Origin of the sequence: Bacillus sp. 22446 (assembly GCF_052044955.1) — a bacterium.
Taxonomy (GTDB): domain Bacteria; phylum Bacillota; class Bacilli; order Bacillales; family Bacillaceae; genus Bacillus; species Bacillus altitudinis.
In genome coordinates this window covers 81970-104277 of record NZ_JBQEOD010000004.1, presented here as the reverse complement: position 1 = coordinate 104277, position 22308 = coordinate 81970, and the positions used below count along the sequence as shown (strand labels likewise).

The window sequence follows — 22308 nt, the reverse complement described above, 5'->3', positions numbered from 1 at the left end:
TCTCCTTTTCTCATAATTGCTTCAGCTGTTCTGCCAGCAGCCTTTGTGCCTCTTCTTTAATATCGATCTCGTCCTCTTTTGTAAATGCTCTTCCTGCCTTTCTATAGGTTGGATGACGCTTGATCGGTGAAAGCAGCTCATCATACGCATCAAACTCGGCAATTTCTGCTGTTAGTTCTGTCAAAAAAGAATCTTCTGGATAGACGGCATCTTCATGTGTCCGGCAGTCAATCGACATCACCCAAACGAACAAGTCTTCATCTTCCTCCTGTTCATGAAGAACAGCCATCAGCTCCTCAAGCACTTCAAGCTGCGTGAGCTCCATATAAGCAGGAGCATCGCCAGTTAGTACGATTTTCAAAAAATGAGGAACACCTCTCTCTTTCAGTCCACTCATCTTTTTGTCCACAAGTGTCACAAGATCGGTCATATGAGCGGTATGTGTGATATCTATTGTCAATGTCTCAAAGATGACATCTGAACAGCTCATAAACTCCGCTCTTTGAGCATCTTCAGATAGGTAAACGACATAACAGCCTTTCTCTCCTGTTTCTTTTATATGTCTTCCTTGCACGTTTCCAGGATAGATCACCATTGGATCTTCATGCAGAAGAGCCCGCTTATGAATATGTCCAAGCGCCCAATAATCAAAATCCCGCGCTAGAAGCTGCTGAAGCTGAAATGGTGCATACGCATCATGCCCTTCTTGACCTGCTAATGTGCCGTGAAGCATGGCAATATGATAGGGGGCATCTGTTTTTTTTTCATAATAAGGTGTCATATTTTCATGGACAGCCCGCTCTTTGTAGCTGAACCCGTAAATACTTGCCACAAGCTGACCTTCTCTATAAAAGGCTTGCTCACTTGGCGTACTGCTCAAAAAAACGTGAACATTCTCTGGCCACTCAATTGGTGTCCATTCACCACCTAAATGATCATGATTACCATAAATAATAAACACTTCAATCCCGTGTGATTGCAGCTGAAGAAACTGATTTCTTAAAAAAAGCTGTGCTTTTAGGCTGCGATTCGATTCGTCAAATAGATCTCCGCTAAGCAGCATAAAGTCTACTTCTCGATCAATCGCAAGTTCAAACATGTTCTTGGCACTTTGAAATGTACTTTCTTTCAACCTTTTAAAAATTCGGTTCGGTATATTGGACATTCCCGCAAACGGACTATCTAAATGAAGATCTGCGGCATGAATAAAAGTGAGCTTCGTCAAACGTCTATCTCCTTGTACGTTACTGTAGTTGTCCATATTTTATCACGCCGTTTTTACGAATGCACGTTCTATCGCTCTCATTCTAAAAAACACATTTTTAGGGGCGAAAAAAGAGGTTTTAACTTCCTCCTTGTATAATTCATTAAAAAACAAGAAGAAAGGGAAGATCAGAGATGGAGAAAACCTACTATTTGACTGTATTTGATTCGTCAGGTGAAACCTTATTAAACGAAAAAATCACCACAGATAGTGATGAAAAAGCAAAAGAATTAGGACGGCATCGTTTAATCGAACAACAATACACAAAGCATTCTCACCGGCTCGTCAATGATGCAGGTAAACTTCTTTTATTTGAACGTTAAAAAAGCCGGCATCCGCCGGCCATTCATTCTTCTATTTAATGAAACACAGGACGTCTTTTTTCCAAAAACGCTTGAACACCCTCCTGATGATCACGGCTTTGTCTCAGTCTAGCTTGTGCAGCACGCTCTTTTTGAAGAACGGCTAACAGCTGTGATTCTGACTGCTGAAAATAAATCATCTTTGTTTCAACAAAGGCTTGAAGCGGCATATTTAAAAATGGCTTGACGCACGCTTTCTGATAAGTATCCACCTCATCTTGAAACACGCCGTCTGCAAGGCGAAGCTTGAGCGCTTCTTCAGCCGGCAGCTTTTGTCCGCTCCAAATCAATTGTTTAGCGGTTTGTTCACTAACTCTTTTGGTGAGGAAAAAATGCCCTCCTCCATCTGGGATTAACCCGATTCCATTAAAGTTCATGGCAAGCTTAGCATCTTGATGCATAAACAAATAGTCACAGCTAAGGGCAAAGCTAAAAGCAAGACCAGCCGCTGCCCCGTGGACAAGTGCAATCGTCACTTTTTTCATACTGGCTAAAGAAAGTGTAATTCCCTCGATCAGATCCATCACGCGATGAAAATCTTCTTCACGATCTTGCTTTAGCATCATGCCAATATCTCCGCCTGCTGAAAACCCTTTGCCCATCCCCTTGAGTACAACAATTTTCGCACTGCTCTCACTCGCTGTATCACACGCTTCCTTCAATTCAGCAAACATGTCAACATGAAACGAATTATACGCTTCAGGCCTATTGAAAACGATTTCAAAAATATCCCCATCTACCTGACAATTGATATATGTCATCATCCATTCCCCCTCTTTCTTTTCAAGCTCATCACTTACTTCAATTTCCATCAAGCAATTCCTTTTCCTCTACACAAAAAATTTCAAGATCAACTGATACTAAAATAAGCATAATTGTTGAAACGAGAAATATATTTTTATATAGTAAAATAAGAAATAAAACATCATATGAAAGGGGGAGAATGTTTGATAAGAAGTTCCATATGTATATTGATTAGCTGCATCGTCATGTTTTCTCCCTTTTCAAATGTCGTTTTTGCTTCACAAGCAGAAGCGAGCACACCGAGCCTGATTTCTCCATCGGTTTATGATGAAGAAATCAACGCTGTGAAGACACCTCCATTTTCAAAAAAACATGCATCATCTCTTCTGTTAAAACAGAGGTTATCAATGGGCGCTTCAAAAGCTTTTCTTGTAAAGTTTGCATCAACCACAGCGTTATCCATTGATTTATGTTTTTTAGAAATGAAGTGTGCAATCCCCATTATGTACCAATCAAATTACCTCGACTGATTCATTTTATTTCATCCGTACTCACTATATGAAAAACAAAACCTATCATATTCGGAGGGATAAAATGAACATTAAAGAAAATGATCTTCCTGGGATTGGAAAGAAATTTGAAATTGAAACGAGAAATAGAGAAAAGATGACGATTGTGATTCATGATGATGGCAGACGGGAGATTTATCGTTTCGACGATGAAGATCCAGATGAAGTACTGTCCACCATTTCTCTCGATGATGCTGAAGCCCGGCAAATTGCTGCCATTATTGGCGGTATGGTGTATAAGCCGCAAGCACTTGAAACGATTGAAATGGCGTTCAATGATTTGATCATTGAATGGTTTAAGGTAGAAAAAGACGCAAAAGCGGTTGGACATACACTCGGCGATTTAGATGTGAGACAAAATTATGAAGTCACCGTCATTGCGATCATTAAACATACAAATGAAAAATTACTCAACCCCGGTGCCGATTCGATTATTCAAGCAAATGATACGATGGTCATTTCAGGCGAAAGAAAACACTTGAAGCGATTGATACGTGATTTTCTTTCTAGAGGGGGAGAGTGATGAATGGATCATTTAGTCTTTGAAGTTGGAACGGCGCTTATTCTCATCGCCATTGCCAGCTTAATCGCCAATAAAATTAAATTTTCTATCATTCCTTTTCTCATTGTCCTCGGGATGATTGTTGGTCCGCATGCACCAACCATCGGGATCATTGATTTGAAGTTTATCGAGAGCACCGAGATTATTTCATTTTTTGGTAGAATGGGTGTCCTGTTCCTTCTATTCTACCTTGGGCTTGAGTTCTCTGTCGGCAAACTCATAAAATCGGGTAAATCCATTGCAGTCGGCGGATCTATTTATATTTTGATCAACTTTAGCTTAGGATTGCTTTATGGGTTTATCACAGGCTTTGGATTCCTTGAAGTTCTCATTATGGCAGGCGTTATCACCATTTCATCCAGCGCCATTGTCGCCAAAGTCCTTGTCGATTTAAAACGGACAGCGAACCCTGAAACAGAGTTAATTCTTGGGATTATTATGTTTGAGGATATTTTTCTCGCCGTTTATTTATCTGTCGTATCAGGTCTTGTCCTTGGAGATGCCACATCCGTTGGCGGTGCCTTATTATCTATTTTAATCGCTTTTGGTTACATGATGATTTTCTTTATCATCGCGCGTAAGCTGCCAAAACTATTAAACAAACTATTCGATATCCGTTCAAATGAAGTATTTATCATTGTCATTTTTGCCGCTTTGTTCTTCGTGGCTGGTTTTTCAGAGACGATTCATGTCGCAGAGGCCATTGGCGCTCTCTTACTCGGTCTTGTGTTTTCAGAAACAGAGCACTCAGACCGCATTGAACATCTCGTTGTTCCTTTTAGAGATTTCTTTGGCGCCATGTTCTTCTTCAGCTTTGGACTAAGTATTGATCCATTTACATTAGGAGATGCCTTCTGGCTTGCGATCGGTGCTGTCATTCTCACCTTGATCGGGAACTTCACCGCCGGGATGTTTGCTGGAAGAAGAGCCGGTTTCTCTCATAAAGCCTCTTCTAATATTGGATTAACCATCGTATCAAGAGGAGAGTTTTCCATCATTGTAGCCGAACTTGGGATTGCAGGCGGGCTTGCCGCTACATTGAAGCCATTTGCTGCATTATATGTATTAATCCTTGCGATTTTAGGACCGCTAGTGACGAAAGAATCAAAGCGTATCTATCAAATCCTAAACAAAATCTTCAAATGGAAAACTGAAAAACCAAAAGTAAAAAGAGAAACAACCATTTAATTGAAAAGGGCCCTGTGCAGGGGCCCTTTTTTATATCTATTCAAATTGCTGAAATGCTGTTTCTTGCTTCACTTGTTCTTTCGTATCCCCGCGAATGGTTCGGATGACTTTCTGATTGCGGTAGATCGATAGTTTTAAATTGGTCGCCGCTGTTCCATGAGAGTGATCGAGGTTCGTGAATGTAAAGAGATGATGAGACCGTTTGTCTTTAAACACAAGCCTGAAGTCATCTGTCACTTTAAAATGCTTATCGCTCTCCCATTCAATCAATGGTTCATATGCGCTAAACCATTCCGGAATATTAGGCGTATATCCTGTAGCCAATACCACATGATCGGCTGTGATTTTCTTTTCTTTCTTGAGCTGCCATTGTTTCAAATGCAGCTCTACCTGCTGCTCATCCTCCATATGTATCGCTTCAAGCTCCGTCATTGGCTGAATGAGTACAGAAGGCTCTTCTCCTGAAACGGAGCGATGGTACAATTCCTGATAAATACGAGAAAGCGTCGATGCATCTATGCCATTCCTTAATCCTGCCAGTCTAGGCAATGTGTTCATCCGTTCTTCATAAGGAAGGGAATGAAAATATTCAACATACTTAGGTGTAAATAGCTCCTGACCAAGCTCCGCTGTCTCTAGTTCTCTAAATTCACTTGAACGTGTAAACCATGAAAGCTGCTGTCCTTTCTTCTGATGCTGAAGCAGGTCTAAGAAAATTTCAGCTGCACTCTGACCTGATCCAATCACCGCCACCGTTTCAGCTTCATGAAGTTCTTTTTGTTGATCCACATAACGGCTGCTATGGGTCACATGCGGCAACGCAGCTTCTGGCACATCGACAGGAATCATCGGCTTGCTTCCAGTACCAAGGACGACATGCTTTGCACGATATTCAGAAAGCACCCCATCTTTCAACCGCCGAACTTTTACAAGATACCCGTCTTCACAGTCGGTCACTTCTTCCACCTTCATCCCGAACTGACAGCTATCTAATTCACCTGCAACCCAGGATAAATACTCATTGAATTCTCTCCGGGGGATATCAAATTGTTCAAATGTATAAAAGCGGTGAAGCCTGTTTGATTCATGTAAATAATTTAAAAATGTATACTTGCTCCTTGGATTAGCCATTGTCACAAGGTCCGCTAGAAAGGAAACTTGCAAGTCCGTTCCTTTGATGAGCATACCAGGATGCCAAGCAAATTCGGTTTCCTGTTCAAAAAAACAGCATGTCACATCTTCATACTCCTCTAATAAAGCGGCCAATCCTAAATTTGCTGGCCCAATCCCAATTCCGATCACATCCATCATATGTACACCTGCTTTATCTTTTTACCCCCTATATACCCTTTTACAAATGAAAAAAACACTGCGTCACCGCAGTGTTTACATGTGAGAAACAAATAATGACTCAAGAAACTGAATCTTCTCTTCCGTATAGTGCTCATAACGATCATTATAAGATTTTGGATCTTTTGGATTGGCATATTGCGTAATTTTTCCGGTTCGCGGATCAATGAATTTACTCGCAGCACCGCATCCGATGCCAATGATCGTCTGCACCTCTTCCATAATGATAATATTATACAAACTTTCCTGTCCATCTAACGAATACCCGACATTTTCGAGATTCCCCAAAATGTTTTTTTGTCTGTATAAATAGTACGGATGATAGTCATGTGCTTTTGTCCAAGCAACCGCTTCATCCATCATACGTGTGATCTCTTCTCGGTCTGCCACTTGATACTTTTCCTTATTGCGGGTCATTTCAGACGCTCTCTTAAAGGAAAGTGTATGCACCGTTAAAGATTCAGGCTTCAGTTCTTCTGTCTTGTTCAAGGAATGCTGGAATTCCTTTAGCCCTTCTCCTGGCAGCCCGATGATTAAGTCCATGTTAATATTATTCATGCCATACTGCCTTGATAAATGATACTTTTCAATCGTTTCTTCCACACTATGGTGCCGGCCAATCGCTTTCAATGTTTCATTCTCATATGATTGCGGATTGATACTAATCCGGTCAATATGATAACGGTTGAGCACCTCCAGCTTATCAGGTGAAATCGTATCAGGTCGTCCCGCTTCTACTGTGACTTCCCGAATATGTTTCACATCTGGAAAAGAGCGATACATCTCCTCATACAGCAAATCCATTTCTTCTGCTGTAATACTCGTTGGAGTACCTCCGCCAAAATAAACAGTCGTCACTTTAATCCCATGTTCCTTTAACCATTCGCCCATTTTTTGCATCTCATAATGCAGCCCAAAAAGAAACGTTCCCACTCTTCCAGCTTGTCCTTGAATGGCATAAGCAGGGAACGTGCAATAAGCACATTTTGTTGGACAGAAAGGAATACCGATATAAATACTCACTTCCTCCTGTAGATCGTACAGATCTGGAATGGCTTTGATTTGACGATCAACAATTTCCTGCATCAAATGGATCTTTTCATCATGAATCAAGTAATCGCGCTTTAACGCTGCATGTGCTTCTTCCTTTGTCATGCCTTCTCTTAGCATCTTATGAAGTAATTTCGTAGGGCGTATCCCCGTAAGAATCCCCCATTTTTGCGTCATTCCTGTATGTTCCTGAAGCAGATGTAAATAAACAGACAACACAGTGTTTTTGATTTGCTTCCAGCGCTCTTTTTCATTCAAGCCCTCTGGCATCTCTCTTGTAAAACGACTCGTCATATCTGTTCCAGCGATATGGCCAGAAGCCTCCACCCTACCATGGGTTTCTTTCCAATCAAACACCATCACTAGGCCATCATCCACTTCACCGGAATCAAACAGCACTTCACTATCTTCTTCAAATAAATTGGCTATATTGACAAGCGGTCGATGAAATCGTTCATCAGACAGCCCTTTAACTAAAATTCGCATCGTATCACCTTTATCTTCAAACTTGTTTCATTTTACAAAATTCATCTAGGAAAAGCAATGAAGAGAACAGACGAAGGCCCTGCCATTTCTTAATAGACAGGGCCTTCACTATACTATCGTTTAATATCAAATTGATGTAAAAAACCTTCCCTTTGCTGCATTCTAAAGTATTCTTTGATCATATAAGCAACACCCTGTTCATCATGAGAACGTGTCACCCAATCGGCTTTACGTTTGACCGAATGAGGTGCATTCCCCATCGCAACGCCTAAGCCAGCTAACTCAAGCATCGGGATGTCGTCTGTCCCGTGACCGATCACGACCGTATCTTCTAATGTAAAACCTAGTGCTGAGGTTAAAAGAGAAAGTCCTGCTTCTTTCGATACCCCTTTGCATACAATATTCATTTTCTCATCACTGATCTTAATCAGATCAACAGATGGGAATGCTTGTTGAATGGTTGTATGGATTTCAGGCTGAAGTGTTGCTGTCGAATACACTTCAATGACAGGTGTGCTCACCGGTTCATCCATGAGCATATCACTTAATGATTCAACAAATTGAACGGGATAGAAAATGGGATCAGACGGATGAATCAACGTTTTTCCCATCAATTGAGACTGTGTTTTTTTCCGATTGCCGATTGAGAATTTTTCATGTAACAAGCGAACATTACAATCAAAGCTTTCAAGGATCTGCACAAGATTAAATGTTTTCTCTTCCGTTAATTTCTTCACATGGAGCGGCTCATCGAGCTTATCAGCGATAAATGCACCACTATGCGTCACAAGAGTTGAAGTCGGTATTTTCAACGCCTTGGCAATTTTTTGCGCGGATCGAAAATGACGGTTGGTGACAATCGTCACGTAAACCCCTTTTTTCTTAACATATTCCACAGCTTCTTTTGTAGCGGAATGGATTTTCCCATTGGAACGAAGTAACGTTCCATCTATATTGAGTGCAAGTAGCTTTTTTGACACTGAGGCATCCCCCTTCTTGATGACTGTACTTACGATGAGGATATGCCCTAGCTTATCGCTTTAGAACATGCAGTTGAAGCAGCCCTTGTTTTATGCCTAATCGCAAATAAAAAAAGCCTACCCCTAGGCTTTTTTTTATGTATGGTTTGGATGCGTAACAATGGCGTGATGAAGCTCCCCATGATCCCCTCATCTTTCACACACCAAAGCATTGCTTATATCATATCCCCTTATGCTTTGCTTTTCTCCCAGAAGCGCTTCTCTCTCATTTGACTCATCGTCGTAAATCCAAAGTGGAACGCACCCAATTCATCACGATAGCGCTTTTTGAAAGCACTTTCAATAAGTATTATCGCAGAATTTACGAGCTTCGACAACCCTTTTTTTAAAGATATACAAGCGGCGATATGAATGAAAAAAAGGGCGAATATGATCGCCCTTTCAATTAATTTTCTTCTGTATTTCCATAAAGCTCTTCAAGAGGCTTCATGATAATTTTATTTAATTCACCGATGAGAACACTTACGCGTTGTTCTGCTTCCATCAACTGAGAGATTTTATCGTGCTGCTGCACAAGTGCAACTGTTTTTTGCGCTTGCTCTACTTCTTCTTGTGTAATCTCTTGACCAGTCATTTGTTTTTGTTGAAGGTTTACTTGAATGTCACGGAAGTTCTCAAACATTCTTTTAGAGGACTCATCCCCGTTTACCTCATCATAAAGATTTCTTAACGCTGAATATTCTTCGCTATGACGCAGTGCTTTTTCAAGGTCATATGCAACATCATAAAGATTTACAGACATGTTATGTCTCCTTTCTATCCGTTATCACCGATATGGATCGGCGGACACCACTCCACTATAACAAACTATGGCTTTCGTTTCACATATATACAATAAATTCATCGAAATTTCTCGATCTTGCCTTAGAATAAGGTGACAAAAATCGCTTGGACAGCACCGATCAATCCACCTAAAAGACCGCCTAAAAATGTGATCATCTTCAGCTCCTTATTAGATATGCTGATCACAAGCTCTTCCATTTTTTCAAGCGGGAAAAGTTCAATTTGTTCACGAATAATTTCTTCAAATTGGAGCTTTGCGAGCAGTCCCTCAAGCGCATTAGATGCGGCTTCAATCCCTTTATCAATGAGAGATGGAGCAAACTTGGTCTTAAGATCATCCGCTACTGCACTGATGTAAACTCCTACTGGTCTATCTAACAGAATCTTTGTAGAAAAATGTGAAAGTAATTGCTTTTTCACACTAAATAGAAGCTCTTTCACATTCCATTTTTTATCAAGCTCATGTAAAGAAAATTGCTTTACCTTGTCCCATTCTTGAACAAGTAAATCTGATAAAAACCTTTTTGTCTCTGCATTCTTTAAGAACTTCATCATTTCAGGATGTACGCGATCAATTAAGCTTGAATTCCCTAAAAACATTTGGACCATACTGCCAAGCATTCCTCGTTCTTTTAAGAAATCATCTATCATATGACCGAGTCTTGCTTTTCCCTCATCACTTTCAAAGTAATGAATGCCTCTCTTTAAAATATAATCTGCGGCATCTGGAATTTTTGATGCAAGCTTATTTTCTACATCCTGTGGCAGCAGCTCAGACAACGTTTGCTGATCATACTTTTCAAGCAGTGAGTGGAGCTTATGATCAGTCCACTGATGAAGCCATGCGTCAGCTTTAACGTCAGCCTCTGAAAAACCGTATCTTTCTAACATGGAGAAAACCGTCATTTCCATATCAGCACCTTTATCAATATATCGGTGCACTGTCTGTAATATCTCTTGCCTTGCCTCCGATGATTCAAATCGTTTTTGAATACCCTCTGGCGTTAGTAAATGCTCCATCACCATGACGCCAACCTGCTTGGCTACTTCATCTCTCCTTTTAGGAATAAGACCTGGTGTAAATGGGAGCTGCTTCCCAAATAAATAATATGGCTTATACGGACGAAAGAGCATTTTAATTGCGAGATGGTTTGTTGCTGCCCCTATCACTGCACCTATCACAATCATAAAGAGAAACGTTGTGAATATATCCAAAGTCGTCATCTACCTTTCAAACAACACCTGAAGTTTATTGTTTTTATCTATACGTATTATAGTTGTTGTCAAGAGCCCAAGCAAATGAAGCATTCAATGTGACATATGAGACAACGATCTGTCGTAATGATATAGGAACGCCAAGTTTATGTAAAATCAACAAAAAGTGTTTTTCAGATGTTAAAAAAAGAATTTGAAAAGTAGGTGTTGTTTCATGACGTCAACGCTCGGCATTGTCACTCTTTCTCCGAAGCATGAAGAGGCATTCACACTTCAGCTTGCCAAAGCTGCCTCTACTTTTGATTTAGAAGTTGTTCGTTTTTCACCTTTAGATTTAAAGCCTGCTTCAAATGTCATTCACGGTCAAAAATTTACGACTGGCAAAGGATTTGAAGCGTCAGAATTTCAGATTCCTGACTTGATTTATGATCGTTGTCTTTATCAGCATGACGCACAATCTAAAAAAGCAAAACCTATCATGAATTGGTTAAAAAAGTATCCAAAAACCGTTTTTTTAAATACTGGAATTTCAAATAAAATGCGGATATTCGAGCAGCTCCGTCTCCTCCCTTCTTTACAACCATACTTACCTGTCTGCTCTCTATTGACAGAGCCTTCAGACCTTCTCAACTTGGTCAGAAAGGGCGGATATTGTAAAATACAGCCGCTTTCTCAACAGCACGCAGTACCCTCTTGCTTCATTTCTTTAAGAGACAAATCACTCATTACTGTGCAGCTAAACGCTAAGCAAATCATCACCTTTTCACATTCAGAAGAGGTTGAGCGCTGGTGCAAAAAGTATATCGGCCGATCTTTCCTTCAATTTTTTAACACGAATGATCAAAAAGACGTTTTATTCAATGAAATTAGAATTTTACTTATAAAAAACTTACAAAATCAATGGAATAGCATGGGGATTCATACAAAACCATCAGTAGAAAACAGCCTTTTAAGCAATACACAAAATTCCGGTCATGTGGTAGCCTTTGATCACTATTTAAACTCATTAAAGCCACACATCAAGGAGCTGCTGTTAGATGATATTGCCTCCATTCAGTCATCTCTTCCAGCGTTTATAGACAAAACTTTCTCACCGTGTATTGAATTCGCTATAGACTTGCTTCATACAAATGAAGGCAGACTTTTTATCTCAAACGTAAGATCAAAGCCAGGACGATCCTCTTTTTTAAAAGCTTATCCTGAGAAAGAGAAGCAATTGATTCAGACCATACTTCAACATGCCAAATCAATGATGGCTGAAGAAAAGGAGGTTCCTTATGAAGAGAAAACGCTACATCATCGCTCCTCATTCAGCAAGTGAAAATACAGTACATCTCCCTGTCCAGTTTAAAGAGCAGGGGGCAATTTTATCTATTGCTTTAGGTTCTTGTTTAGTAGATGATTTCACCATTTCCTATCATCATCAATCACAAAGGATTTTATTATCAGAAGACCTTTATCGCGCTTTACTCATTCCATACAAAACGAAAGCTGAGGTCATATTAGTTCAACATACACTCTATATAGGACCTCTCATCGGCATTTTCACTGCAGGATTCGAACAAAATACAGCACCTTTAGGCACTAGGTCTTCCTATTTTATGAAACTGTTGCAATCTTGCAGGCAGCATGCTGGTTTCGCATATCTTTTTGGTACTCATTCTATCGATTGGGATAAAGGAATAGTAGACGGTTTGCTTTACCAAGAGGAGCGCTGGGTAAAAAAGAAGATGCCCCTCCCATCCGTTGTTTATGACCGGCTCCCTAATAGAAAGGCTGCTCAGTCGGCATTCATTCAAGAAACAAAACGAAAACTCACTCAAGACTACGATATCCCTTGGTTCAACCCTTATTTTTTTAATAAATGGGACATTCATGAACAGCTATTAACAGATGAAAAAACAAGCTCTTTCTTACCACATTCCATACGATTAGATCCTGTTGATGCTTTAATTAAAATAGAAACACTCCTTCATCTGCATCATGTCATTTATTTAAAACCAACAAACGGCAGTCATGGAGACGGTATTTATCAGTTAAAGAAGACGGAAAACGGGATCACTGTCTGCTCAAATAAAGAGAAATCCACTTCATATCATTCCGTAGACCATTTCGTGAAAAAACTGCGAAAAGATTGTGCAATTCAAGACTTGATTGCACAACAAGGCATTGAGCTTCTTCAAATAGACAATCAACCACTGGATTTTAGAATTCATACGAATAAAAATAAGTATGGTCATTGGACTGTTACAGCCGCTGCTGGAAAAGTTTCAGGAGATCACACTGTCACAACCCATCAACTGCATGGTGGTTCAGTAAAAACACTGTATGATATCTTTCCTGATGCAGAGAAACGTTTGAAGGTTTTGCAAGAGCTCTCTGATACTGCCCTCGCACTTAGTCGTGTGATAGATGAAAAAATGCCCGGTCTGATTGGCGAAATTGGTTTTGACTTAGGTATTGATCACTTAGGTGCTATCTGGATGTTTGAAGCCAATTCTCGTCCAGGCCGCGAGATTTTTCTACATGCACCATTGAAAAACTCAGAATGGCTGATTGGGAAAAGAATCGTTGAATACGCATCTTACCTAACACAAATGGCTCTTAGTCCTATAGACCATGCAAACGCCTACTGATGATTTCTTTTCATGTCTCTGAAATCTGTGCTTTCCCTATGCTCTTTTCATCAGATGAGATACAATAAAACCAAGTTCAAGGTTGTTTCCGTATTGTCGTGTGTATTTATTGTTTCATCAATAAAAGCAAGGAGGCAATGATGATATGATTTCTCATTTTCAATGGAAACCTCTCTTTAAAAAAGCGCAATTACCTGGCTGGAAAATATCCTTTTTTCATAATGGTTCACACTATGAAGGCATTTATCACAAAACGGGTGATATTGAATGGGGCTCTCAGCTTCCGCCTCATGAAGTTGAACCAACCTTAAAAGAAGAAATCCACGAATTAATGCTATTCCATGTGTATGATTAAACTGTTTAAGGAGCCTCGCCATGTTAGAAAAGCTAAAACTTGTTTACGGACACCATATCATCAGTTCACCAACAAATGATAAACAAACTCTCTGGTATCAAACAGACGAAGGCGAAATTTTCGGAGTAAACAAAACGGAGCTAACAGAAAGGGAAACGCTTCTTCTCAATTCATTCCTCACACCAATTGATGTACCTCATACGCAGGAAACGGAAGAAGAACAGAAATGGTACAGCTATCTCTTTGAAAACAAATCAATCACCATCGATCAATCCGTCCGTGTTCATTTTTTTAAAATGGATCACCAAGCAGAACAAAGGCAGCAAATAAAAGAGGCTGTGAACAGCAGCCTCGAACATATTCATTTCATATGGACAGGCACTGAAACAGCTATGCTCATTCAAACAAACGCCACATCAGAAAATGGTCAACTTGAACAACTACATGATTTGTCTCAAGCCATCACAAGTGATTTTTTAACAGACGTTGTCTTCATGCAAGGACAGCTGCATTTGCCAAATGAAAATTTAAAAAAGAGATTATTGAATGAACATCAGCTCTTTTTATGGCATCTGAAGCAAGGAAAACTTAGGTCAGGGGTTGCAACATTTTATCAATGTCTACCTGCTTTCATTCGCCATGATACAGACATGGTTTCTGCCGCTATTTCAGATGCATTTATAGAAACAATCTTTGATCGGGACGTTTACCGGACTCTCACGACCTATATGCAGTGTAATTTAAATGCATCGCAGGCAGCAAAAGCGTTATATGTTCATCGAAACAGCCTTCAGTATCGGATTGATAAATTTATTGAACGGACAGGGCTAGATATACGGCATTTTCAAGAAGCGTCAGCTGCTTATTTCATGATGAATCTTCTCGATCTTTCTTAAATGATCCTATCATGAGCACCTTGCCTAAAAATGAAAATAAGATGTTGTGCACGTTGTCCATTTACAGACACCCTTCCTTTTTATACACTTCATTTATAAGTAAAGCGCTTTCAAAAAGGACTGGGAGGCTACCACCTATGGCTGAAATGATGCTGAATCAAATTTATAAAGTGTACGATAACAAAGTAACAGCAGTAGATAACTTTAATCTACATATTGAGGATAAAGAATTTATTGTGTTTGTTGGTCCATCTGGGTGCGGAAAATCAACAACCCTCCGCATGATTGCAGGCCTTGAAGAAATTTCACAAGGAGATTTTCTATTAGACGGCAAGCGAATGAATGATGTGGCACCAAAAGATCGGGATATTGCGATGGTTTTCCAAAACTATGCCTTATACCCTCATATGAATGTGTACGATAATATGGCTTTTGGATTAAAGCTTCGAAAATTTCCTAAAGCAGAAATTGATGAGCGGGTACGAAACGCTGCAAAAATATTAGGGCTTGAACAATACTTAGATCGAAAACCTAAGGCATTGTCTGGAGGTCAAAGACAGCGTGTTGCACTTGGAAGGGCCATTGTGCGCGATGCCAAAGTCTTTCTTTTGGATGAACCTCTCTCTAATTTAGATGCTAAACTTCGTGTTCAGATGCGTGCCGAAATTTCTAAACTTCATCAGCGGCTGCAGACGACATTCATCTATGTCACACACGATCAAACAGAAGCCATGACAATGGCTACTCGGCTTGTTGTCATGAAAGATGGCTTTATTCAGCAGGTTGGCGCACCAAAGGATGTGTATGAAAACCCAGAGAATGTCTTTGTAGGAGGATTTATTGGCTCTCCAGCGATGAACTTTTTTACAGGAAAACTGTCTGACGGAGCCATTGCCATTGGGAATACGCACATTCGTGTACCAGAAGGAAAAATGAAAGTATTACGCAGTCAGGGCTATATCGGAAAAGATGTGATTCTAGGCATCAGACCAGAAGATTTCCATGATGAGCCTGTGTTTATAGAGGCTTCTGAAGGAACAAAAATTGAAGCAAACGTAGAAGTGGCTGAATTAATGGGAGCCGAAACGATGCTTTATTCTTCTCTCGCTGGTCAAACGTTTATTGCACGTGTTGATTCTCGCACAGATATTCAGGCAGGTCAGACGATCCCTCTTGCCATTGATATGAATAAAGCGCACTTCTTTGATACAGAGACTGAGCTGCGCATTCGCTCAGCTGAATAAGAAGACGTTCCACAAACCATCACCATTGGGTGGTGGTTTTTTGTATATGAAAACAACATTTACCATGTTCTTTTTCCGTATGTTTTTTTCGTTGCGAACCATAATATTTAGTACAAAGCAGTTACCGCATTGGGTTTCGCCAAGTGGCAAATGACTTGGTCATTTCGCTGGTGCGATTCCAGCAAACCCAACCAAAAAAATCATATATAAAAAGGAGATTCACATCATGGCAAATTCTAATAGTTCAAATCAATTACTAGTTCCTGGAGCAGCGCAAGCAATCGATCAAATGAAATACGAAATCGCTTCTGAGTTTGGTGTAAACCTTGGAGCAGAAACAACAGCTCGTGCTAACGGTTCAGTTGGTGGAGAAATCACGAAACGTCTTGTATCTTACGCTCAGCAAAACCTTGGCGGAACAAAAGCTTAATTTCATATCTGGATCATAGAAGGCACCTCTTATGGTGTCTTCTTTTTTTGGTTTTATCCCTCACCGATTCCTTTTGACTTCATATGATGTATTAGAAAGGAGCGGATCTTCATGGACATTATTTCAGGTGTGAATTTTGAACTTCTACAATTTGTCGGTCTTTCTCTATTATGTGAATATGCTCATAGTATTCGGTCCTTTCATCTTTATAAAAAAAGCATGACATAAAACTGTACCATTTTAAGTTCTTTTCACTTATAGTATGTAGTGGAGGGATCGATCAGATGAAAATAGCTCTTTTCGGTGCTCATGGACGTGTAGGACAAGCATTTCTTCGTTTCGTAAAAGAAGATGATCGTTACATGGTTCGTTCGTTAATTCGGACAAACCGGGAAGAAATGCTTGCGGGTATGTTTCAAGTCACCGGCAATTCCAGAAATCAAGAGGATGTTCTTGAAACAATTAAAGGATCAGATATTGTCGTGAGCTGTCTATCAACAGATGGTGATGATACTTTATCTGTTTCAATGGAGCATATCGTACAAGCCATGAAGCAAACAGGAACATCAAGAATTATAACAATTGGCACTGCGGGGATTTTGAAAGCAAGGCAGCAGCCTGAGCTTTACCGCTTTGAAACAAATGAATCAAGGCGAACCACTTCCCGAGCTGCTAAAGAACATGCCAAAGCATTTGAAATTCTTCAATCAACGGAACTAGATTGGACAATCATTTGCCCAACCTATTTACCAGATGGAGAAGTGACACGGTCATATCGCTATGAAAAGAATTTTCTCCCTATAGATGGACAGAAAATTTCAGTTGAAGATACCGCACACTTTTTGTATCAGCAGTTAAACTCAAAAGAATTTGTGCATCAACGCGTCGGTATCGCTTATTGACCATTACAAACACTATCATGCAAACTGGAAATTTTATATTTAGGACTTAAAAAAGTCGAGGTATTTCCCCTCGACTTTTTATGACCATATAAATTTGACCATGTATTACAAAAAATTATCAGAGAGTGACCCAACCGGATTTTGAATGAACTCGCTTAATTACACCTGTTCCTGTAACAAATCTAATTCTTTTCCCATTAACTTTGTATTCAATAAAAGGCAGTTGTACATCAATTAAATCATACTTTTTATTTTCGTGTAAAAACTCTTGTAAATCGCCCATTTCATAGTAACCATTTTTTACAAGCTTGTCTAATTCTGCTTGTGCACTAGGTGCTATTGTAGCTAGTAAACCTGTCACTCCAGTAACTACTCCTGTAGGTGTATTAGCAATAAACAATAATCCAAGTATTGTTGAACTTGCTCCTAGTGCATCTTTTAAATTGCTATAATCTTTTTTTTGAAATGCTTTTTTATAAACATTACGCTGGGCAGATTGCATATTTAAGACTTGATCCAAGTCTACAGTAACCCTATCAGCATACTCTGACGAATCAATATTACCTAAAGCATGAATTTGTCCATTTTGATCATCAGCCTTATAAGATTGAATTTGTGATGATAAATCAGATTTTGTCTCAACCACTTGTTTCTTTGGCGATTGTTGTTCAGCTGCTGATGCAGATAATGTAACTCCACTACTAAACCCAGAAAAAATTAATACTGTTGCGGTAATCAAGATGACATTTTTAAATAATCCTTGTTTACTCTTCACTTTCAATCCTCCTCTTTTTTATTCATATAATACAATATCAAAAAAAAAGAAAACACAATATGCATATAGATGAAAAAACTAGAATTTATGGATAAAAAAACATTAATAATCCATTTTTATAAGTATTTAGAATTATTTTCATTCTTAAAATATCACTGTCGTTATTTACATCCCTTCAGTATTATCATAAAAAAGCCTCTTTCAAATTGAAAGAGGCTTTTTCTGCTCATCCTATCAGCTGCTCGTCACAGCTCCCTTTTGTAATTCGTACATTTGCGCATACAGTCCGCCTTGCTCCATGAGCTCTTCGTGGCTGCCGCGCTCGACAATCTCACCCTTTTCTAACACCAAAATCATGTCAGCTTTCTTAATAGTAGATAATCGGTGTGCAATGACAAAAGTGGTTCGTCCTTCTTTGACGACATCTAGTGCCCGTTGAATGATGGCTTCTGTTTCTGTATCGATGTTAGCCGTCGCTTCATCTAGAATTAAGATCGCTGGATCGTATGCCAGTGCACGGGCAAATGAAATCAATTGACGCTCCCCAGAGGAAAGAGTACTCCCCTTTTCAACAACTGGTTCATCAAAACCTTCAGGCAAATGCTTTAATAGTTCTGCTGCGCCCACTTGCTTTAACGATGTTTCAATCGTTTCTCTTTTAATGTCTTCATTTCCTAAACTGACATTGGACGCAATCGTTCCAGAGAACAAATAAGGATCTTGTAGTACAATGCCCATTTGCTTACGCAGCGTTTGGCGCGACTGATCATAGATGCTTTCTCCATCAATGAGGATGTCCCCATGCTGAATATCATAAAAACGTAGCAGCAAATTCATGATCGAACTTTTCCCAGAACCGGTATGTCCAACGAGTGCCACCGTCTGACCTTTTTTCGCCTCAAAGGTGATGTTCTTTAATACATTTTTCCCTTCATTATACGCAAAGGTAACATCCTGAAATTGAACGTGCCCCTCGATTTTCTTCTGAACCGGTTCTTCCACTTCAGTACCAGGCTCATCTAATAATCGAAAGACCCGTTCAGATGAAACCCTTGCTAATTCTAATCTAGAAAATTGATTCACAATGCCTGTAATCGGCTGGAACAAACGATTTAAATAATCGACAAATGCATAGAGCACCCCAATCGACACAATGCCCGTCGCGCTTAAGGACGCGCCGCCAAAATACCAAATGAGTGCGACATATGCTAAGTTCCGAAGCAGATTCACCAAGTTATGTGAGAGCAGTGAATTTAAATGAAGCATCTTTCGCTGATATCGAAAGTGATTGTTATTCAGCTCATCAAACTCTTCTTTCGTTGCTTGTTCATGTCGAAACGCCTGAATGATCGTCATTCCTTGAATGGCTTCATTTAGCTTGGCATTAATTTCACTAATGATGGAACGAATGCGATGATTGTAAACCGACGCAAACTTTCGATAAGTCATTGACCATAGGAAAATAATCGGAACAGCCACTAAACAAATAAGCGCCAGCTTCACATTTAATAAGAACATGGCGATATAAATTCCAACCATGTAAATGGCACTTGTGACGAAATTAGCGAGTACTGTTACATATAAATCACGAATGGTTTCTGTGTCATTGGTAATCCGCGCGACAACCTTTCCAGCCGGTAAATTATCAAAATACCGAATCGGAAGCGTTTGGATATGTTCAAATACGTCCACTCGCATTTTTTGAATAATGCGATTTGCAATACGCTGGAGTAAGTAGTGCTGCCCATATTGAAAGAAAATCGCAATGACGAGCATCCCAAAATAAAATAGAACAAGCTGTACCAAACCACTGATTTCCGGCTGATAAAAAGCAAAGATTTCCTCTTTGGATAAACGCTGTACCTGATACGTCTCACGCTCGCTCCCATTTTCAATGGTGAGCTGATCCCCTTTTATTGTCCGGCTCCCGTCAAATCGAATCGGTTCATTCACAGAATAGTACCCAAATCCGACTTGCACGACATTGATTTGCTTTCCAGCTTCATTTTGATTCTGTAGCCGGTCACTTCTTATATAGTTATTTCCCTGGTAATAAACCGTTTTATCTGTTTTTTCATTTACCTCAACATACGGTTTTTCTACACCTAAAATATGATCATCAATCATTTTTTTCCCAATGAAAGGTCCTGTCAACTCAGCACCAACTGCAATGATCAGAAAGATCAAAGCAACAGACAATACTTTTTTATATAGGAGTGCATAGGCAAGAAGTCTTCTCCCTGTTGTCATGCCTCATCCCCTCCTTCCAGCTGATTTGTCAGCTGCTGACGCAGAAATTGCTCTTTATACCATCCATCTTGCTGAATAAGCGCTTGATGGGTTCCCTTTTGAACAATACGTCCTTCTTCCATGACAAGAATGAGATCCGCATGCTCTACAGCTGATAGACGGTGGGTTGTAATAAATGTCGTTTTTCCATGACGATTTTGTCTTAAATTCTCTAAAATAGCCGTTTCTGTTTTTGCATCAACTGCAGATAACGAGTCATCCAAAATCAAAATGTCTGGATCAATTAATAAAGCACGTGCAATAGAAATCCGCTGCTTCTGTCCTCCTGACAGCGCCACTCCCTTTTCTCCAACCATGGTTTCCAAGCCTTCTGGTAAAAGGCTCAAATCCTTTTCAAAGTAAGCATCTTTAATCGCTTGTGCTAATTCAGCTTCTCTCGCGTCTCTATGACCGAAACGCATATTCTCTTCTACACTTTTTGAGAAAAGAACATGATCTTGCGGAACATAGCCAATCCATTGGAACAGTTGATCCAATTCAATGTCCTCAATTGGAACACCTGAAAGCAAGATCTTCCCATCACCTGTCGGATACTGACGAAGAAGCTGTTTGACAATCGTTGTTTTTCCGCTTCCCGTTTTTCCTGTAATACCAATCGTTTGCCCTTTTCGTACAGTAAAGGAGACATCCGTTAGATTATCTTTAGAGGAAGTTGGATATCTAAATGTCACATGTTCAAATTGAATATCGCCAGGCTCTTGTAATCTTTTTGGCTTGGCTGCGTCAGTTACATCCGGTTGATAACTGAGTGTATGATTCAACCGGTCTAATGAGGCATTTCCTCTTTGCATGATATTAATCAATTCACCAATGGCAAACATTGGCCAGATCATCATCCCCAGATAGACGTTAAATGCGACAAGCTCACCAATGGTTAAATCACTTTGGAACACAAGATATGCGCCGTAACCGATACCGATTAAATAACTGATCCCCACAAGCAATTTCACCGTCGGCTCAAACAATGAATCAATGATCGCTACTCTCATATTTTTTTGAAAAACATCATCTGTCATTTCTCGAAAGCGATTCACATCTTGTTTTTCCTGTACAAAAGACCGAATCACCCGAACGCCGGCAACTGATTCTAATACACGATCATTCATATCACCAAATGCATCTTGAGCGACTGTAAAGCGTTCATGAATTTTACTGCCATAAAACGCTATCAAAATCGCCATCAGTGGCATCGGAATAATGGCCATTAAAGTTAATTTCCAGCTGATCGTCAGTCCCATCGTAAAAAAGATCATCAGCATGTAAGCAGTGGAATCGACTAATGTTAAAACGCCAAAGCCTGTTGTTAAAGCCACAGCATTCAAATCATTTGTACCTAACGCCATTAAATTTCCGGTTTTTTTCTTTTCATAAAAGGTGGGTGTCATCTTAAGTAAGTGGCGCATTAATTTTCCGCGCATCACACGCTCCATGACATTCGCGCCGCCAAATAACTGGTACATCCAAAAATAGGTGAGCGCATAGACACTGACACCAAGTAAGCAAAAAATGGTTACGTAAAACAGAATACTGGATGTTGTAAATTGACCAGACCGAATGTCATCAACTGCTTGACCTAGATACCTCGGTGGCAGCATTTCAAGCACATTCACAATGAGCAGCAGCGTAATGGCGATTGTATAGCGCCTCCACTCTTGTTTAAAGAACCAGCCTAATTTCACAAATACTGAAAACATGTTTGTCTCTCCTTTTAAAGCTAGCCGCTTTCTATATTTTCCTGATTGTCACCTTGTTTCGTTTTTTGAGCTTTTGTCATTTGTATTGCCTTTGGCATGTTCACATGCTTTCACTCCTCTTCATTTAGTTGTTGATGCATTCCATTATTTCGAGATACGAAATGTATACAACAAAAAAAGAGGCAACCAGCTGACTGGTACGCCTCTTTTATACATGATAAAAAGGCGCATGTTGACAAATACGCAACATACGCCTTGATTCATCCGATCAATTGGAACGTACGAGTCCCTTTTCAATGACCAATGAAGGTGTAATTGTCACGTGAATCAACCCATTCATGCAGTTTGATTTCATTCTTCCAATGATGTTGCACATGACATTTCCTCCTTTTGGCTCTTGAATCTTTTTTTATCTTATAGTGGCTGTCACTATTTTGTCAATAAATATTTTTC

At 39.8% G+C, this 22308-nt stretch carries 20 protein-coding genes; 10 read left to right on the top strand and 10 right to left on the bottom strand.

Annotated elements, in window-relative coordinates:
• Nucleotides 1-10: 10 nt before the first annotated feature.
• A complete protein-coding gene (locus tag ACTJJD_RS10330; protein ID WP_440599918.1) occupies nt 11-1225 on the bottom strand; it encodes a metallophosphoesterase family protein in 1215 nt (404 codons plus the stop codon).
• 173 nt (nt 1226-1398) lie between these two features.
• On the opposite strand from ACTJJD_RS10330, the gene ACTJJD_RS10325 reads away from it, so the two are divergent.
• A complete protein-coding gene (locus tag ACTJJD_RS10325) occupies nt 1399-1587 on the top strand; it encodes a YhzD family protein (protein WP_024719988.1) in 189 nt (62 codons plus the stop codon).
• 35 nt (nt 1588-1622) lie between these two features.
• Here the strand turns inward: ACTJJD_RS10325 and ACTJJD_RS10320 are convergent, their stop codons facing one another.
• Nucleotides 1623-2438 carry an enoyl-CoA hydratase gene (locus ACTJJD_RS10320; protein ID WP_080688154.1) on the bottom strand — a complete coding sequence of 272 codons (816 nt, stop codon included), beginning with the start codon at nt 2436-2438 and terminating at the stop codon, nt 1623-1625.
• Nucleotides 2439-2964: 526 nt separating this feature from the next.
• On the opposite strand from ACTJJD_RS10320, the gene ACTJJD_RS10315 reads away from it, so the two are divergent.
• Both ACTJJD_RS10315 and ACTJJD_RS10310 read left to right on the top strand, forming a co-directional pair.
• Nucleotides 2965-3462: a cation:proton antiporter regulatory subunit gene (locus ACTJJD_RS10315; RefSeq protein ID WP_017366937.1), complete on the top strand. Its 498-nt coding sequence runs from the start codon at nt 2965-2967 to the stop codon at nt 3460-3462.
• Between the two features lie 3 nt (nt 3463-3465).
• Nucleotides 3466-4689, top strand: coding sequence for a cation:proton antiporter (locus ACTJJD_RS10310; protein WP_007497140.1), 1224 nt, complete (start codon nt 3466-3468; stop codon nt 4687-4689).
• 36 nt (nt 4690-4725) lie between these two features.
• On the opposite strand, the gene ACTJJD_RS10305 is transcribed toward ACTJJD_RS10310, so the two are convergent.
• From ACTJJD_RS10305 to ACTJJD_RS10285, 5 genes are all read right to left on the bottom strand, one after another.
• Nucleotides 4726-6000, bottom strand: a complete 1275-nt coding sequence (locus tag ACTJJD_RS10305) for a lysine N(6)-hydroxylase/L-ornithine N(5)-oxygenase family protein (protein WP_440599919.1) — start codon at nt 5998-6000, stop codon at nt 4726-4728.
• Between the two features lie 75 nt (nt 6001-6075).
• On the bottom strand, nt 6076-7575 hold the full coding sequence (locus ACTJJD_RS10300; RefSeq protein WP_440599920.1) for a coproporphyrinogen III oxidase: 1500 nt from the start codon (nt 7573-7575) through the stop codon (nt 6076-6078).
• A gap of 113 nt (nt 7576-7688) precedes the next feature.
• The gene (locus tag ACTJJD_RS10295) at nt 7689-8555 is read right to left on the bottom strand and encodes a Cof-type HAD-IIB family hydrolase (protein WP_224559640.1); all 867 of its coding nucleotides are present in this window, start codon (nt 8553-8555) and stop codon (nt 7689-7691) included.
• 445 nt (nt 8556-9000) lie between these two features.
• Nucleotides 9001-9357 (bottom strand): YlbF family regulator, encoded by a 357-nt coding sequence (locus ACTJJD_RS10290; protein ID WP_008348927.1) that lies wholly within the window; start codon nt 9355-9357, stop codon nt 9001-9003.
• A 122-nt stretch (nt 9358-9479) separates the two neighbouring features.
• Nucleotides 9480-10613 carry a DUF445 domain-containing protein gene (locus ACTJJD_RS10285; protein WP_048001737.1) on the bottom strand — a complete coding sequence of 378 codons (1134 nt, stop codon included), beginning with the start codon at nt 10611-10613 and terminating at the stop codon, nt 9480-9482.
• A gap of 214 nt (nt 10614-10827) precedes the next feature.
• Between ACTJJD_RS10285 and ACTJJD_RS10280 the strand changes: the two genes are divergently transcribed.
• The 7 genes from ACTJJD_RS10280 to ACTJJD_RS10250 all read left to right on the top strand — a co-directional run bounded on the left by ACTJJD_RS10280 (nt 10828) and on the right by ACTJJD_RS10250 (nt 17076).
• Complete coding sequence (locus tag ACTJJD_RS10280; protein ID WP_272511359.1) at nt 10828-11934, top strand: YheC/YheD family protein; 1107 nt, start codon at nt 10828-10830, stop codon at nt 11932-11934.
• On the top strand, nt 11891-13249 hold the full coding sequence (locus ACTJJD_RS10275) for a YheC/YheD family endospore coat-associated protein (protein WP_317328997.1): 1359 nt from the start codon (nt 11891-11893) through the stop codon (nt 13247-13249). The genes ACTJJD_RS10280 and ACTJJD_RS10275 overlap by 44 nt, the downstream gene beginning before the upstream one ends.
• A gap of 145 nt (nt 13250-13394) precedes the next feature.
• Nucleotides 13395-13604 carry a YheE family protein gene (locus ACTJJD_RS10270; protein ID WP_008348933.1) on the top strand — a complete coding sequence of 70 codons (210 nt, stop codon included), beginning with the start codon at nt 13395-13397 and terminating at the stop codon, nt 13602-13604.
• Nucleotides 13605-13624: 20 nt separating this feature from the next.
• Nucleotides 13625-14500: a helix-turn-helix domain-containing protein gene (locus ACTJJD_RS10265; protein WP_289346049.1), complete on the top strand. Its 876-nt coding sequence runs from the start codon at nt 13625-13627 to the stop codon at nt 14498-14500.
• Nucleotides 14501-14637: 137 nt separating this feature from the next.
• The gene (locus ACTJJD_RS10260) at nt 14638-15744 is read left to right on the top strand and encodes an ABC transporter ATP-binding protein (protein ID WP_024719977.1); all 1107 of its coding nucleotides are present in this window, start codon (nt 14638-14640) and stop codon (nt 15742-15744) included.
• Nucleotides 15745-15970: 226 nt separating this feature from the next.
• Nucleotides 15971-16174, top strand: coding sequence for an alpha/beta-type small acid-soluble spore protein (locus ACTJJD_RS10255; protein WP_008348940.1), 204 nt, complete (start codon nt 15971-15973; stop codon nt 16172-16174).
• Nucleotides 16175-16458: 284 nt separating this feature from the next.
• Nucleotides 16459-17076 (top strand): NAD(P)-dependent oxidoreductase, encoded by a 618-nt coding sequence (locus tag ACTJJD_RS10250; RefSeq protein ID WP_008348943.1) that lies wholly within the window; start codon nt 16459-16461, stop codon nt 17074-17076.
• Between the two features lie 118 nt (nt 17077-17194).
• Here ACTJJD_RS10250 and ACTJJD_RS10245 read toward each other — a convergent pair whose 3' ends face one another.
• The 3 genes from ACTJJD_RS10245 to ACTJJD_RS10235 all read right to left on the bottom strand — a co-directional run bounded on the left by ACTJJD_RS10245 (nt 17195) and on the right by ACTJJD_RS10235 (nt 21855).
• Nucleotides 17195-17851, bottom strand: coding sequence for a hypothetical protein (locus tag ACTJJD_RS10245; protein WP_440608359.1), 657 nt, complete (start codon nt 17849-17851; stop codon nt 17195-17197).
• Between the two features lie 234 nt (nt 17852-18085).
• Nucleotides 18086-20101: an ABC transporter ATP-binding protein gene (locus ACTJJD_RS10240; protein WP_440608358.1), complete on the bottom strand. Its 2016-nt coding sequence runs from the start codon at nt 20099-20101 to the stop codon at nt 18086-18088.
• Nucleotides 20098-21855 (bottom strand): ABC transporter ATP-binding protein, encoded by a 1758-nt coding sequence (locus tag ACTJJD_RS10235; protein WP_138825467.1) that lies wholly within the window; start codon nt 21853-21855, stop codon nt 20098-20100. Before ACTJJD_RS10235 ends, ACTJJD_RS10240 begins: the two co-directional genes overlap by 4 nt.
• Between the last annotated feature and the right edge of the window lie 453 nt (nt 21856-22308).

What these genes read in the sequence shown, in the direction of transcription:
- ACTJJD_RS10300 (WP_440599920.1), bottom strand. Translation starts at nt 7,575, where the DNA reads ATGCGAATTTTAGTTAAAGGGCTGTCTGATGAACGATTTCATCGACCG.
- ACTJJD_RS10265 (WP_289346049.1), top strand. Translation starts at nt 13,625, where the DNA reads ATGTTAGAAAAGCTAAAACTTGTTTACGGACACCATATCATCAGTTCA.
- ACTJJD_RS10290 (WP_008348927.1), bottom strand. Translation starts at nt 9,357, where the DNA reads ATGTCTGTAAATCTTTATGATGTTGCATATGACCTTGAAAAAGCACTG.
- ACTJJD_RS10305 (WP_440599919.1), bottom strand. Translation starts at nt 6,000, where the DNA reads ATGATGGATGTGATCGGAATTGGGATTGGGCCAGCAAATTTAGGATTG.
- ACTJJD_RS10250 (WP_008348943.1), top strand. Translation starts at nt 16,459, where the DNA reads ATGAAAATAGCTCTTTTCGGTGCTCATGGACGTGTAGGACAAGCATTT.
- ACTJJD_RS10310 (WP_007497140.1), top strand. Translation starts at nt 3,466, where the DNA reads ATGGATCATTTAGTCTTTGAAGTTGGAACGGCGCTTATTCTCATCGCC.
- ACTJJD_RS10240 (WP_440608358.1), bottom strand. Translation starts at nt 20,101, where the DNA reads ATGACAACAGGGAGAAGACTTCTTGCCTATGCACTCCTATATAAAAAA.
- ACTJJD_RS10260 (WP_024719977.1), top strand. Translation starts at nt 14,638, where the DNA reads ATGGCTGAAATGATGCTGAATCAAATTTATAAAGTGTACGATAACAAA.
- ACTJJD_RS10320 (WP_080688154.1), bottom strand. Translation starts at nt 2,438, where the DNA reads ATGGAAATTGAAGTAAGTGATGAGCTTGAAAAGAAAGAGGGGGAATGG.
- ACTJJD_RS10315 (WP_017366937.1), top strand. Translation starts at nt 2,965, where the DNA reads ATGAACATTAAAGAAAATGATCTTCCTGGGATTGGAAAGAAATTTGAA.
- ACTJJD_RS10275 (WP_317328997.1), top strand. Translation starts at nt 11,891, where the DNA reads ATGAAGAGAAAACGCTACATCATCGCTCCTCATTCAGCAAGTGAAAAT.
- ACTJJD_RS10255 (WP_008348940.1), top strand. Translation starts at nt 15,971, where the DNA reads ATGGCAAATTCTAATAGTTCAAATCAATTACTAGTTCCTGGAGCAGCG.
- ACTJJD_RS10325 (WP_024719988.1), top strand. Translation starts at nt 1,399, where the DNA reads ATGGAGAAAACCTACTATTTGACTGTATTTGATTCGTCAGGTGAAACC.
- ACTJJD_RS10270 (WP_008348933.1), top strand. Translation starts at nt 13,395, where the DNA reads ATGATTTCTCATTTTCAATGGAAACCTCTCTTTAAAAAAGCGCAATTA.
- ACTJJD_RS10280 (WP_272511359.1), top strand. Translation starts at nt 10,828, where the DNA reads ATGACGTCAACGCTCGGCATTGTCACTCTTTCTCCGAAGCATGAAGAG.
- ACTJJD_RS10235 (WP_138825467.1), bottom strand. Translation starts at nt 21,855, where the DNA reads ATGTTTTCAGTATTTGTGAAATTAGGCTGGTTCTTTAAACAAGAGTGG.